Genomic DNA, 14,135 nt, shown 5'->3' with positions numbered 1-14,135 from the left:
CTCGCACGAAAACGCATTCGCCCCGAGTTCGTCATCACATGGTCGTTATGGCGACGAGCGCACCAAGCCGAAGCAAGGCGAGCCCATCTGAAAAAGCAACTGTAATGCTAGAGAATTATAGCGTAGACGTAGTTCTCATCCGGATCCCGCGTGGCCCGCCAGCCCACTCACACCAGAGTGCGACGCGCTATCCAAATCCGCTATTTTGCCGGCAAGGATCGTACGAAGGTATCCCTACGCTGCGCAGCTTCGCTCTATTCCATCGATTTTGAAAAGGCGGCCCACGGCGTAGGGATACTCTTCAGAAAGCGATCAGAACGGCGAAGGGCACGCATAGCGGTCCTCGAACCGCGTTAGCGGTTCGACACGCCGAAGCTGCGCTGACCCATTTTCAGGCGGCTCGATAGAGGCAGCCTGATCGACGCATCAGGACGTGACGAGCATGTCGCAGGGCGGGTCGTTCAAATAGGCGCGCGTTCGGCTTCCGCCCGGCGTGGCGAAGCCGGCGCCGCTCATTCCCATGACCAGAAGATCCGGCTGCGATTGTCGGACGACCTTGCCGATGCCGGCGTCGACATCGTTGCGCTCGAGCATCGGAACGATATGAGGCAAGGCGTCGCCGACGCCGCGATCCGTGAAACGGCGTAATTCCTCCCGGACGTCTCTCTCTATCTGCGAAGACCTTTCGTCCCGCAGCTCTTTCAGCTCCTCCGGTTTGAAGCGAACGAATTGCGGGAATGGCGTCTCATAGACATGGAGGACATGGAATTCGGCGCGGGGAGCCACGGCGAGAGCGGCGTGCAGCGCGCGCCTCGCGCATTCCGAGAAGTCGGTGTTGACGAGCACGAGACAGTAGGGTCCGCGGGGACGATTCTTCGCCAGCAGAACCGGCGCCCCGCAGTTCTGTATTGCAAAATGGGCGACGGTCTCGAAAAATAGATCGGCGATGAGGCTTTCGTGATGGAGGCCGAGGATGACGAGATCGGCGTCGATCTCCTGGACGCTCCGCGCGATCTCCCGCGCCGGATCGCCGACAGAAACGCGAAGCTGCGGCTTCACGCTCGAAGCCGATACATAGTGGCGCAACTTGCGCTCGGCGGCTCTCCGCTCCGCCTCGGAAGAATCATAGGGCAAAACATGAATGAGCGCGAGCTCGGCCTCATGTTCGCCGACGAGCTGCGCCGCTCGCTCGAAGGCGCGGTCGCCATGAGCGCTCAGGTCGAGCGCCACGAGAATACGCTTCATGATGACCTCACCTCGGTCGATTTAGAAGAAATAGGCCCGAAGGAGCGAGCGTCAAAGAGCGAGATGAGCGGGACGACCGGGATCGAGGCGCCCGGACGTCACGCTTTCAAAGCGCTGCGGCCGCATTAAATAGCCGATGCGCAAAGGAGCGGATCGATGGCGGCAGAGATTGGGCTTCGGAGCGATTACGATGCGCCCTCCTTGCGAGCGATAGCGAAGCGTTCGGCGCGCCGTCTCCTCGCCTCGACGTCGATTTCTACGAAGGCGACGCGCGCAGCGAGGCGGCGACTTGCGCCGCGCCGACGCTCACCTGCCGAGCGATCGCGTGCTATTGCTGAGTCTCCATACGCTAAAGACGCACAACGCGACCGTCAGGAGCAAGAGTTCCGCCAAGCTCGTCGCGCGCCGCCAAATCCCGTGGCCGGAGCGCTCCTCCGTCCAGACGAAACGCGGCATGTCCCGCAGATCGGCTTCGCTAACGGCAGTTCCCGAGAGGATCATGGGAAACACATATGACAGCCTCTGGCGGTAGTAATCCGACGCCAAACGCTGGAAATGCCGATGTCGTCCGAGATTCGTGCCGGCGAGATCGCTCATCGCCTCGAAGGTTGTAGCGGCGGGCGAGAGAAACCGATAAGTTTCGACGAACTGCTGTCGGCGATCGAGCGTCGCTTCGAAGTCGTCCATCCAAGGACGCATCATTTCGCTCACCTCCCGCTGTATATGGAAGTACCGAAGCGTGGTCGGCTGAATATAAACCTTGCCGTTCCTGGGGCCGGGATCGCGAAGCGTCTCATAGTCCGTTCGATCGAGATCGGCATAGTGGCGCATAGCGGCCTCATGGAGCTTGTGAAGCTTCTGAACCATCTCGATTCGACTCGGCGCTGGGTGAATGACGTCGACAGCGACACTCAATGTCACGGGAGCCACCAAGACGACGGCCACCCAGACGCCTGCGAGCACGATGGCGTTGACGGCCGACGATTTGCCCAGCGCGTTCACCATGACCGCCACCGCGATCCAAAACAGCCCGTAGACGCACGCCGAGGCCGACCATAGGAGGCCCGAAGCGGCCACGTTCCAGAAGTCGGACGAGGAACGCGCGAGCAGCGCGACCGCGAGCGGCAGGATCGCCAGCGGCGTCAGCAACGCCAGCCCCCTTACCGCGACCTTTGCCAGCACGACGACGGCGAGAGGCGCCGGCTGCGCCAGCAGCATTCGGAGCGTTCCTCGCTCGCGCTCGGCGGAGAGCAGATTGTAGCTCAACGCCAAGATCAGCAATGGGAGAAGATAGACCGCCACATAAGCCGCGTCGAAATGACCGGCCGATAAATGCCAGGGATTTTCGATATCGCTGTCATAGACGAAATTGACCTCGCTACGCCCAGAGATTCGAAAATAGCTCGGCAGAATATCCGATTGGCCGAGGGTCAACGGAGCGAGAGGAGCCGACGGCATGATCGCGTAGCGCAGGCCCGCACCCGAGGCGAGCAGCGACGACGGATTTGTCGGATTGGCGTAGACGTCGAGCTTGTCGGTTTCCGCTGTCCTCAACTGGGCCGCCAGATTGTCGACACGGCTGTCTTGCTCGCGCAGCAGCGCGACGAGAAGCTCGTCCCTTTCGTCAACGCGAAGCAATCCATTGTACAATCCGCCACAGATCAGCGCGAGCAGGAGCGCCACGGCGATCGGCAAGCTACGGTCTCGCCACAGCAGCAGGAGCTCATGGCGCGCCACGGTCCAAAACGCGCATGATGCGGAAACGGCGCGGGCGGTCTCGGCCATTCGGCGGCTCCCTTCCCGATCAGAGCGGACGCAACCGGCGCACGGATGCGACGGCCGACAACAACGACAAAACGAAACCGGCCGCCAACACGATCAGATTCGGCCAGCAACGCGCCAAGGCCCAACCGCTCGGCGGGCTCGCATAGTCGAACGGCGGAACCTTGCGCCATAGTTCCGCGTCGGCCTGATAATTGTACCCTTCGGCCCCGGCGTGGACGATGCGGTCGTCGCTCATCATGTCTTGAATGAGACGCCGGTGGCGCTCGGCGGCGGCGGCGAAGTCTCGTTGATGAGCGAGGTCGGTTCCCGCCATGCCGGTCGACAATCCTCGCAGCGCGACCAGAGGCGAAAGCGCGCCGATCGTTTCCTGCGCGCGCTGCTGGCGCGCGAAGACGTCCCAGAGGGCGCCGTAATGTTTGTCGAACACGAGGTAGGCGGCGTGATCGTCGATCTGCAGCGCCCTTCCTGTCTCCTCGATCGGGACGTCCTGGGAGCGCTTCACGTGGAAGTTCTCCTCCAGAGCCTGCCGACGCGCGTGCTCGAGCCCGTCAGCGACCGCGGAGTCGAACGCAAACGCCGTTGGAGTGGGATACTGAATCCGGGACAATTCGGATGCGGCTCGAGGAATGACGACCGTCGCGACGATCCAGGCGGCGAGAAGCACGATCAGCGCCACGCGCGAATTTGGAGCCGCGGCCGACACGGCCAGCGTCGAGAATAGGAACGTGCCGAGATAAAGGCAGTATCCCAGCAACAGCCAGGCAAGACGCGCGAGACTGTCGCCGAGGTCGCCGCTGGCGAACACGGCGGCCAGTAGGAGGACGACAGTCGGAAGGAGAAGCGTCGCGACGCCCGCGGCGACCGCCGTCGCCTTGCCCCATAGCAAGCGATGCGGCGGCACGCCGAGGCTCGAGAGCTGACGCAGCGTCCCCTGCTCGCGCTCGCCGGCGAAAGCGTCGAAGCCGATCAGCAAGACGACCAGCGGGCCGATCATCTGCAGCACGAAGGCCGCCGACAAATCGCCGAAGCGACGCAATCCGGTCGCGTCTCGAGCCGGCCGAAATTTGAGATCGCTCTGTTCATGCGCTTCGAGCCAGACCGTCGCGCCGACATAAGGCTCGAGGCCAGGATCGAACAACGCCAAAGTCGTTTCGGGTTTGAACACGAACATGCCCAGATGCGCGGCGGAATGCGGGTTTTTACGGCCCTGCGCCACCCAGGTTTCATATCCTTCCAATTGCGCGGCTCGACGCTCCTGCGCCAGCTCGCCGTGATGCCGCCAGCCGACGGCGATCGAGGACAGCAAAAGAACGAGCGCGAGGCCGCCGACCCAGGAAAAGCGTCCGTCCCGGACGAATCCGATGAAATCTCTTTTAGCGACGACCGCGATCACGCCTTATCCTCCTCGACCATTCGAAGGGCGACGAAAAACTCTCATGCGCGCATGAGATCGAGATAGAGAGCCTCCAAATCGGCATGGCCGATGTCGCTGGCATCCAGATTGGCGACGATCTTGCCGCGCCTGGCGATGCCGATTCTCGTGCCGGTTTGTTTGGCGTGGAATAGATCATGCGTCGCCATCAGGATCGCGACGCCGCGATCGCTCGCCTTTTTCAGCAGGCGCGAGAACTCGTTGGCCGCCTGGGGGTCGAGCCCCGAGGTCGGCTCGTCCAAAAGCAAGGCCTTTGCCTGCTTGGCGAAAGCGATGGCGACGCCGACCTTTTGACGCATGCCTTTGGAGTATTTCGCGACGCGCCTCTCGGCCGCGTCGGGGGCCAGCCCCGCCTCCGCGAGCAGCTCCAGGAGACGCTCTCGTCCGAGACGCCGGCCGGTGGCCAAAGTGACGAAATAATCGAGATTTTCGACGCCCGAGAGCGTGCCGTAAAGCATGACCTGCTCGGGAATGTATGCGACGTATTTCTTGGTCTCCAGCGGCTCCACGCTGACGTCCAGGCCGTTGATCCAGGCGTTCCCCGAACTCGCGGGGAGAAAATCGAGCAATATATTGATCAACGTCGTCTTACCCGCGCCATTGGCGCCGAGCAGGCAGTAGACCTCCCCCGGCGCAACGTCGAGATCGACGGAATCGAGCGCGCGATCGCCGTCGAAATATTTGCAGAGTTTCCGAGTTCTGATCATGCGGGTCTATTTTTCTTCCCGAGAGTCCTTCCGGTTCAGATTGAACCGGAAGGACTCTATAATCCTTAGTTTTGTCGCGTTTTCTTCATGCGAGCCGGTTCCCGCTTCGCTCGAAAACGCTCTCGAGCGTTTCCCGCCGAAATGGCCGCCGTTCAGCGCCGGAAACCCGCCGAACATGGTTTGCGCCCGCCGCTTCGCCACGGCCTCGCGCGCCGATGAGTGCCCCGAAGTCTCATTCTGGCCGACAGTCTCGCCAGAACGCGCGGCCGAGTATTTTCGAGCACGCCGCTTTTTCCACCAGATGTAGACGCCCGTGACCGACAGCATGGTGACGAGGAAACCGAGCGCGCAGACGAAAATTTGAAACGGTCTGCCGAACACGCGCGTCATGTGCAGGGCATAGAGCCAGCTTTCGACCGTATTGCCGCTATGCTCGCCGGTCGGCAGGCGCAGGCTCACCAAGGCGCCGTCGTCGCCGTCGAACATGAGATAGGCCCCGCCTCCCTTGGGGGAGCGTTCGAACACGTCGCGGCTCGAGCGAACCTCATAGATATAGAGCCCATGCGGCGCGCTATACGCCAGCCCCAGAGGCTGGATCACGGTGAAGCCGCCTTGCGCGGACAGTTCGCCGATCAGCCGCTCGCCGGTCTGCTGCGCCGAGCGCCAATCGAGACGCGGCGCGTCGTTGCGTTTTTGCGGCGGCGCCGAGGCGCTGCGCGGCGCATAGTCGAACACCGCCTTGGTCGCCCACTCGTAGATGGGCCGCATGTTGAACATCACGCTCGACCAGGCGAAGATGAAGAGAACCGGCCACAGCCACAAGCCGCCGGCGCGGTGCAGGTCCAGATTGACGCGATAGGCGCCGCCGCGGCGCTTGACGCGCCAGGCGGTCATCCAACGGCGAAAAAATCCGCCGAGCGAGACAGGCAGGGTGAGATAGAAGCCGACGAAGCAGTCGATGGTCCAGGCGACCGCCACGATCCCCAGGATGGTCGAGCCGACCGCGTCGAATGTGAGCGTCCAATGCAGCTTGTAGATGAAAGGCATGACATTGATCGGCCCTTCCGAAAGGTCGCCGCGCCTCCGCCGTCCGAGCTCGGCGCCGGTCCATGGGTCGACGAATAGTTGGTCGAAGCCGAGCTTTCGAGCCTGCCCTGTCGCGGGGTCCATGAGCGGCGCAAAAGTCACGAGCGCTTGATCGGGTTCGGCGTATAACACGCTGGCGACGCGGCCTTGCGGAACGATCGCCTGCGCGCGTTCGGCGAGGGTCGCGAGATCGAGCGGCGCGACGTCCGGGCGGGGCGTCGCGAACAGTTGCGGAGCGAACACGCGCTCCAGTTCCGTATTGAAAGCGAGCAGGCTGCCGGTCAGCGCGACGACGACGAGAAAACCCGTCATCGCCAAGCCGACCCATCGATGCAGCAGAACGAAAAATGGACGGATCACGATATCAAATCCTCACGGGCTCGAAAATCTCCCGCCGCCGATAGAGACGCCGGCCGATTCGACTCGCGCCCCGCCGTCGACGCCAGCGCAAACTCGCTGGATCCCTCGCCAATCCCCGAGACGACTGGCCGCCGCGCGAAAGGATGGCGCGGCGGCGAGTCGAGTTCGGTCAGGGCCGCTTCCGTCAGAGCCGTTGCCGATCCGAATGGACCGGAAACGGCTCCAATTTGGTTTTCTGGAGCGAATTCTGATCGCTCGAACGATTCCGTTCGAGCGGAAAGCGCTCTAGAATCCTTTGTTTTGTCGCGTTTTCTTCACGCGAACCGGTTCCCACTTCGCTCGAAAACGCTCTAGAATTTCACCTTTACCGACCCTGTGAAAGTTCGCGGCGCGCCATAATAGGCGTAATTGCCCGAACCCGCCGCTTCGAAATATTTGGCGTCGGCGATATTGGTGACGTTGAGCTGAGCCTCGACAGGAATACCCTGCAACACGGTGCGATAGCCGAGCATCGTGTCGAAGCGGACATAACCCGGCAACTGCCAGGAATTGGTGTTGTTCCCCTGCCGCTCGCCATTGGCGTAGAAGCCGGCGCCGAAGCTCCATCCCTCCTTCTGGCCGGGCGCCGTGTCGTATTTCGCCCAGACATTGCCCGCGTGCCGCGGCACGCCCGGCCATCGCTTGCCGAGGACGGCGCCGGTTCCGGTCGTCGTGTCCTTGACGATGATCGCATCGTCGTAGGTATAGCTGCCGATCACGCTGATGTTGTCGGTCACCTGGCCGGCGAGGTCGACCTCGACGCCGCGGCTGCGGACTTCGCCGGATTGGACGGAGAAACCGGTATGCTGAGGGTCGGCCGACAGCTGGTTGGTCAAATGGAGATCGAAGCCGACGATGGAGCCGGTCAGCCGGCCGTCGAAGAGGCTGGCCTTCAAACCGAGCTCATATTGCTTGCCCTGCTGCGGTTTGAACACCTGGCCGCTGTAACTCAGCGCGCCTGCGTTCGAACTGGCGAAGGATTCTGAATAGCTCGCATATGCGGAGATTTCCGGAGTCAATTTGAACAGCAAGCCGCCATTCGGCGAAAATTTGCGTTCGGTCGGATTTCCTTTCCCCGACGGATTGTAGTGACCATCGCAGATGGGAAAACAAGCCCCCTCGCCAGTTCCGTAATAGAACTTGTTCGTGACCCCGTAGAGTTCCGAATCAGCGTCGAAGGCGACGTCGTAGCGGCCGCCGAGGAGCAGATAGATGAAGTCGTTATAGGAAATGCTGTCCTGTATGTAATAGCCGAAATCCTGTTGCTTCGACCTTGTGCTTATATTCCCGCTGGCGATGTAATGCTCCGCCTGAAGGACCTGCCAGGCGACGCCGCCATAGGACGGCGCAAAGATGTTGAGGGCGGAAATTTCCGGCCCCGCGCCCTGCGGAAAGTCGCCCTTGCTCAAGTAGTGATAGTCGTAATAATCGAAGCCGACCAAGAGATTATGCTTGAGGATGCCGGTCTCGAACTCGCCGTTGACATCGAGATTGAGCGACCAGGTATCGCGCGTAGCCTGACTCCAGCTGAGTCGTCGAGACATGACGCCGGTCGCGAGATTGAACCCGCGGCTCAATATATATTCCTGATCTTCGTCCGAATGAGAATAATGAACCTTGCTGCTCACCTTCCAGGCGTTGTTGAAACGATAAGTCAAATCCCCGTAGACGAGAAAGCGCTCCGTCACGCTCGGGTAATTCGTATAGAGCGCAGAATCGCTCTGCGACCAGTTGCGCGGCAGATTGGCCGGCCGGCCGGCGATTCCCGGCACGGCGTAGGAGAGCGCGAGGGCCGGCACCAGTTGACGATAATAGCCCGTATTGGTTCCGCTGTCGTGGTAATACTCGACTTGCAGATTGGATTCGAACTGCTCGGTCGGCTTCCAGGAGAGCGCGCCGTAGACCCTGCCATTGTCGCGGTGCAGGAAATCGACGAAATCGTCGGCGCGATCGAAGACGCCGATGACGCGATAGAGAAGCGTCTTGTCCTGGTCCAAGGGGCCGGTGGCGTCGACCGTCGTGCGGGAAAGTCCCCAGCTCCCGAATTGCTCCTGGATGCTATAGGCCGCCTCGGCTTGCGGTTTCTTGGTCACGAAATTGACGAGGCCGCCCGGCTGAATGCGTCCGTAGAGCATGGCGGCGGGGCCTTTGACGACCTCGACGCGATCGATGAAGGCCACGTCTTCCGTGCCGGCGACGCCGAACAGCTTCAGGCTGTTGCGATAGGTGTTGTTGCCGGTCGCAAAGCCGCGAATCGAATAGCGGTCGTAGTATGCGGCCGGAGAGGTCTGCACGCCGGAAACAAATTTGACCGCTTCTTGCGTGTTGAGAACCTGATTGTCCTCCAATACCTCGTGCGGAATGATCTGCACCGAGCGCGGCGTGTCGAGGATCGGCACATTGGTTTTGGTCGCCGAGACCGCCTTGGCGCGCGCATAGCCGTTCTCGCCCGCTTTTCCCTGAAGCCCGGAGGTCGGAGCGCCGCCGCCCGCCCCGGCGGCGATGTCGATCGTCGGCAGCGCCTCCTGCGCAGGCGCAGAAGCGGCGGACATGAAAGCGAGCGCGAACGCGCCGGCGGAAACGCCGCGCAACAAAGTCGAACGAAGCATAACGAGGTTCTCCTGAGCAGCCCGACGGGCCGTCGATAAAGATTTGAAAGACAGGAAAGACGACCGCTCGGGCCGCGGTCGGGTCAGGAGATCGAAGGCGGCGCGCGCGATGACCAGGAACTCGTCCAGCCGACCAGCTGCGCGACAGGGTCGTCGAGGAAACGCCAGCCTATCTCGGCGGCGGTTCGCGGCGCCGGAAAGAAGGCGATCTTGCACACGACCGCGGCAAAACGGGACAGCCCGCCATAAACGCTCGACGAGCAGAGAATGCAACATTGCGAATGGTCGTGCTGCGTCGACCCCTCGCCGCCTCCATGCGCATTTGCGCGACAATAATCACTGACGGAAACGGAGACGCCCGACTCGGCGCTCACATGAGCGAAGCGCCCTTGCATGGACATGACGAGGATGAAGGCCTGCAAAAGACAAACGCATGCCACCGTGCTCGCGATAAGCGCGCGCGTCGACATTCGCTTTGTCCTCGACTGCCTCATAACCTCGTTCCCCGCACAATACAAAACAATTACGTAGTCGGATACTCAAGTCAACTCGAAAATCATTCTCCTGTCGTGACGCCTCACAGCATTCGGCAAAGCGCGCGACGACACGGGACGAGCCCGCCGCCCCGTCGCCGACGAGCGCTCGGAACGAGGCGTCTTTTCCGCTCTTGTCGAAATGCGACCGCGCAACGGCTCGCGTTCTCGACCGAATCCGTCGGGACGCCTCGCCGACCGCGCTTGTCGTCAATAGCCGATCTTCTGACTGCGAAAGACCGGATCGGACTCTATCTCCTGCTCCGAGAAGGGAAGACGCACCCATTCCTTCTTGGAAAACATCTCTGTCTGATCGGCGAAATATCGCGAGTCCGGGTTCAAAGATTCCGAGAACGCCAGCAGTGCCTCCACGCGCGGGCCGCTCTGGTCGAACGAGACGAGCTGAATGTAACTCGACCCGGAAACCACTTCTCGCTTGCCACCGCGGGACGGCGCGCTTCGTATGACGTTGTAGACGCCCAATGCGCCATTGCCGCCATGAATCGGAATAGCGCGTGCGCCTTTGGAAGCGATTTGGATGTCCCCCCAGGTCGCGTCGGGCGACAAACCAGCGCTGGCGGCGTCTCTTTGCGAAGCCGCCAGAGCCGACCTCAGTTGCGCCGCGATCTCGGGATCGCCGACGTTCAACCCATAGGGCGTATCGACGGGGCGCGAAGGGTCGAACGGAACCCGCCATACGTTGGCTATCTTACGCGCGCGCTCCATGAAGCCTTCGAAGTAGACATAGCCGATGTTGGCGTCGAGATTGGCGGTTCGATCCCAGACGCGCAATTTTTCACAGGCGATCGACACATCTCTCGTCTCTGCGTTTTCGGCGCCGAGGTCTCTCTCGTTCGGACACAACGTCAGGAGATCGTCCATGACCAAGGAGGCGAAATAGACGTCGTCGCGCATGAGAAGGTCTTTCAGCTCCTCGGCTCCCAGCCCTTCGCCTCGCGACGTCGGCTCCTTCGCTCGGCGCTGGAGCCATCCGAGCGCGTAGCGAGCCCTGCCCCCCAACTCGACGTTCTCTCGGCTCACGAGGGGCGAATATCCCGTCATAGGCTGCGCCGGATTGGCGAGCCAGGCGCTGTCGTTCGAATTGAGAACGAAGTCCTCTCGCCGCAGAATGGGCAGACTGTCGCCGGGAAAGAGACCCGCCCGCGTATCGTTCGACGCCGCGCTCCGATCACAGACCTTTCGCGTTCCGTCAAGAACATGAAAGTCCAACCCCAATTTCTCGAAATCCGGCAGACGACAATCCCCGAGCGTGCCGGCGTCGATGTTCGGGATCGCCGAAACATTCATGAACAAGGCAGTTCCGTCGGCGTCGACCGCTATCGTGTCGACCCACGGAATGCCCAAGATCCGCGTGACGCTCGCTTGAAACTCGTCGAGCGAGCTCGCTTGGTTCATCGCATACCATTGCTGCAACGCCCTGGCGTTCTCCAGATTGGCGTCCGCGATGACGAAGGCTTGGTTTTCGTCCCAGGCGAGCCGATCGGAGAGATCGATCGCGAAGCCGAATCTCGACCGATAGAAATCATGCGAGCGCTGCGAGAGAGTTCCGTCTTTCTCGAGCGCATCGACGACGACCGATATTTTTTGCATCGGCGCCGCTTCGCCGTCGACGACATATCGGGTAGGATCGGCGGGGTCGAGCCGCACGCGATAAGCGACGAAATGGCTCGACGCGTCGACCGTATGCGTCCAGGCCAAATTGCGGGTGAAGCCGATGTTGACGAACGGCAGCCCCGGCAGAGCGGCTCCCATGACATCGAGCTTTCCGGGAATGGTCAGATGCATCTGGTAGAACCGCAAGGAGCCGGACCACGGAAAGTGCGGATTGGCGAGCAGCGCCCCTTTTCCGTTGCGGGTGAGAGCTTTTCCCAAGGCGAGCGCGTTGCTTCCATGGCTGCTCGCGAAATCGTCCCGCCCTTCGACAAACCGTATGCGCTCGCCCGAAAGCTCGCCTGAACGGGATTTGGGGGAGTCGCTTCGACGCGGCGGCGGCGGCGCCGCGGCGACGATGGCGCCGGCAAAACGCCCGAGCCCGCTCCGCACGAGCAGGCGGCGCATGTTTTTCAGGAGGTCGACATCGACGATCGGCCGCACCCAATTCTTGTCCCGGCACGCCGAAGGCAATCCGGCGGCTCCCGTATCGCGCAGATAGCGATTGTACCCCGACGCATATCCTGCGAGCAGATCGCGGATCTCTCTCGGCTGCGCCTCCAGCGTCGCCGCGATCGCCTCGTCATTGTTCAGCCATCGAAAGAAGAAATCGCTGTCGAGATTCGTGACAGTGGCGGAGGCCATCGCATCCGCCCCGAGATATTTCGAGCGTTCGCCATTGACGGTGAGAATCTCCTCCGCCAGCAAGCAGACATTGTCCTGCGCATAGGCGTAGCCGATTCCAAAGCCGAGCCCTTTCTCGTCGACCGCTCTGATGTGTGGAACGCCATAGGAGGTCCGACGGATTTCGACGGCCGCGTCCGAATGGGGAGCTCCCATCCGATAAAATGTCGCGCCGCCGCCGAGAACCGCGATCACGGCGAATGCCGACAATCCGGCTCGCGTGAAAGGGCCTTTCCATTTTTCCGACATCGGTCCATCCCCTCGAACAGTCATGCGGAGGCCGCTAAAGCCGGCCGCAATTCTTCTATTTGTCCCATCGTCAGCCGCAGCAATCGATCGGACATGTGAAAATACCGGTCGTCATGGGTGATCACAATGACCGTCTTGCCGCGCGCTTTCAGCTCCGGCAGCATCCGGCTATAAAAAAAGTCGCGAAAGACCGGGTCCTGCTCGGCCGCCCATTCGTCGAAGAGATAGAACGGCCGATCCGCGAGATAGGCGGAGAGCAAGGCAAGTCGCTTGCGCTGGCCGCGGGACAGGTCGACCGTGGAGCAGCGCCCGTTTTCGATCCGCAGCTTGTCGTCGAGCTGGAGAAGGACGAGCAATTCCTCGACGCGGGCTTGCAACTCGTCGTTCGAATAGCCCAAAAGCGAATCGAAGACGTAAGCGTCGGCGAAAACCGCGGAAAAATTCTGACGATAGGCGTCTCGCTGCTGTTGCGTGATCGGTTGTCGGCCGAGCCGGACCTCGCCGGAATCCGGCGAGAACAGGCCGAGGATGATGAGCGCCAGCGTCGTCTTGCCGCTGCCGTTTCCTCCGGTCACGAAGACGAGCTCGCCAGGCTCGATGCGCAGGTTCAAAGGTCCGAGATGTTGACCCCTGCTCCCCTCGGCCTCCGGGTAGCGGTAGCTTACGTTCACGAGCTCGAGCGTGGAAGGCGTGGAAGCGAGATCGATCGCTTCCACGCCGGTTCCGAGGTCGGCCTCCGCCGGGGCGCCGAGTCCCAGTTTCTCGATGTTTTTGAGAGCGGCGACGCCTTTTCCGAGGGCGGGCGTCACATTGACGATCGCGGCGAGAGGAGCGCCGATGAAGAGGACCGTGAGCGTAAAACCCGTCAAGCTCTCTCTTTCGACCTGCTCGCCGAGCAACGGCAGAAAGAGGATTGCGCCGATCAACAGGAAGTACAGCGATTGGCTCCAGCGTCCGGCCAGAGCATAGATCAACGACGCCTTGTTGCGCCGCGTTCTGATCATATTCGCCGTCTCGCGCAATTCTCTATCGAGGAACGCGCGACGCCGGCGCGCATCCATCTTCAATTCCTTGAAGCCCTCGGTAATCGCCCGATAATGGCCGAACAACGCGTCGTCGGCCTCCCGCGCCAATTTCAGCCATCGCCGCGCCCATCTCTGTAAGAGATGCCAGCTCGTGAGGCCAAAGACGAGAAAGCCGAACACCAGAATCAGCAATTTGTAGGAGATGAATCCCAGATAGACGAGCGCCGCCACGAGCTTCGCCCCTTCGACAAACAGCAGAGGTATCGCATCTTGTGCTTGAACGATGCTGCCGATGTCGTCCGTCAAGACCGCCATGAGCCTCTGCGGGCCGCACGAATACAAATCTTTCAGAGGCGTGGAGAGGATGCAGCGACTCAATCGGAGACGAAGATTGTAATGATTGTCCTGCGCTATCCGCGACAACAGCGTCACGGACAGCGCCCCGGAGAAAAACACGAGAAGACAGAGGCCGAAGAAGGAGACTGCGAGCGCCGAGGCGTTGCGTTGGCCGTCCTCGAGGGACCGATTGATGAACACCAGGAGGTAGGCCTGACTGGCCCCGGCGACGACGCCGGCGAGAGCCGACAGCGCGAACTGCGCCTTCGAGCCGCTCGTCATATATAAAAATCGCTTCGGCGAAACGCCGAATAGGTCCTGTGCGATGTTGCTTGTTTTCATCGATTCTTTTCCCTGCGCGCGCCTCGGCCGGA

Annotated in this window: 9 protein-coding genes; all 9 read right to left on the bottom strand. The window is 61.4% G+C overall.

The features are described 5' to 3' along the window. Positions 1 to 426: 426 nt before the first annotated feature. Positions 427 to 1,245 (bottom strand): universal stress protein, encoded by an 819-nt coding sequence (locus tag FMZ75_RS15970; protein WP_166144143.1) that lies wholly within the window; start codon positions 1,243 to 1,245, stop codon positions 427 to 429. 306 nt (positions 1,246 to 1,551) lie between these two features. After that, the gene (locus FMZ75_RS15965) at positions 1,552 to 3,030 is read right to left on the bottom strand and encodes an ABC transporter permease subunit (protein WP_166144142.1); all 1,479 of its coding nucleotides are present in this window, start codon (positions 3,028 to 3,030) and stop codon (positions 1,552 to 1,554) included. A 19-nt stretch (positions 3,031 to 3,049) separates the two neighbouring features. Then, the gene (locus tag FMZ75_RS22190; RefSeq protein WP_166144140.1) at positions 3,050 to 4,423 is read right to left on the bottom strand and encodes a DUF3526 domain-containing protein; all 1,374 of its coding nucleotides are present in this window, start codon (positions 4,421 to 4,423) and stop codon (positions 3,050 to 3,052) included. 41 nt (positions 4,424 to 4,464) lie between these two features. Next, the gene (locus tag FMZ75_RS15955; protein ID WP_166144138.1) at positions 4,465 to 5,169 is read right to left on the bottom strand and encodes an ABC transporter ATP-binding protein; all 705 of its coding nucleotides are present in this window, start codon (positions 5,167 to 5,169) and stop codon (positions 4,465 to 4,467) included. A gap of 6 nt (positions 5,170 to 5,175) precedes the next feature. Further along, positions 5,176 to 6,615 (bottom strand): PepSY-associated TM helix domain-containing protein, encoded by a 1,440-nt coding sequence (locus FMZ75_RS15950; RefSeq protein WP_166144136.1) that lies wholly within the window; start codon positions 6,613 to 6,615, stop codon positions 5,176 to 5,178. 350 nt (positions 6,616 to 6,965) lie between these two features. After that, entirely contained in the window at positions 6,966 to 9,263 is a 2,298-nt protein-coding gene (locus FMZ75_RS15945) for a TonB-dependent siderophore receptor (RefSeq protein WP_166144134.1), read from the bottom strand. Between the two features lie 83 nt (positions 9,264 to 9,346). Continuing rightward, positions 9,347 to 9,733 (bottom strand): DUF2946 family protein, encoded by a 387-nt coding sequence (locus FMZ75_RS15940; RefSeq protein WP_166144132.1) that lies wholly within the window; start codon positions 9,731 to 9,733, stop codon positions 9,347 to 9,349. Between the two features lie 273 nt (positions 9,734 to 10,006). After that, positions 10,007 to 12,361, bottom strand: a complete 2,355-nt coding sequence (locus tag FMZ75_RS15935; RefSeq protein WP_207783470.1) for a penicillin acylase family protein — start codon at positions 12,359 to 12,361, stop codon at positions 10,007 to 10,009. A gap of 59 nt (positions 12,362 to 12,420) precedes the next feature. Further along, the gene (locus FMZ75_RS15930; RefSeq protein ID WP_166144130.1) at positions 12,421 to 14,043 is read right to left on the bottom strand and encodes a cyclic peptide export ABC transporter; all 1,623 of its coding nucleotides are present in this window, start codon (positions 14,041 to 14,043) and stop codon (positions 12,421 to 12,423) included. Between the last annotated feature and the right edge of the window lie 92 nt (positions 14,044 to 14,135).

Origin of the sequence: Methylosinus sp. RM1, assembly GCF_011378635.1 — a bacterium.
Lineage (GTDB): Bacteria > Pseudomonadota > Alphaproteobacteria > Rhizobiales > Beijerinckiaceae > Methylosinus > Methylosinus sporium.
The sequence above is the reverse complement of the archived record's forward strand: the minus strand, read 5'-3'. Positions and strand labels throughout refer to the sequence as shown.

Coding starts and splice junctions, on each gene's coding strand:
- FMZ75_RS15970 (WP_166144143.1), bottom strand. CDS start 1,245: ATGAAGCGTATTCTCGTGGCGCTCGACCTGAGCGCTCATGGCGACCGC.
- FMZ75_RS15965 (WP_166144142.1), bottom strand. CDS start 3,030: ATGGCCGAGACCGCCCGCGCCGTTTCCGCATCATGCGCGTTTTGGACC.
- FMZ75_RS15955 (WP_166144138.1), bottom strand. CDS start 5,169: ATGATCAGAACTCGGAAACTCTGCAAATATTTCGACGGCGATCGCGCG.
- FMZ75_RS15945 (WP_166144134.1), bottom strand. CDS start 9,263: ATGCTTCGTTCGACTTTGTTGCGCGGCGTTTCCGCCGGCGCGTTCGCG.
- FMZ75_RS15940 (WP_166144132.1), bottom strand. CDS start 9,733: ATGTCGACGCGCGCGCTTATCGCGAGCACGGTGGCATGCGTTTGTCTT.
- FMZ75_RS15930 (WP_166144130.1), bottom strand. CDS start 14,043: ATGACGAGCGGCTCGAAGGCGCAGTTCGCGCTGTCGGCTCTCGCCGGC.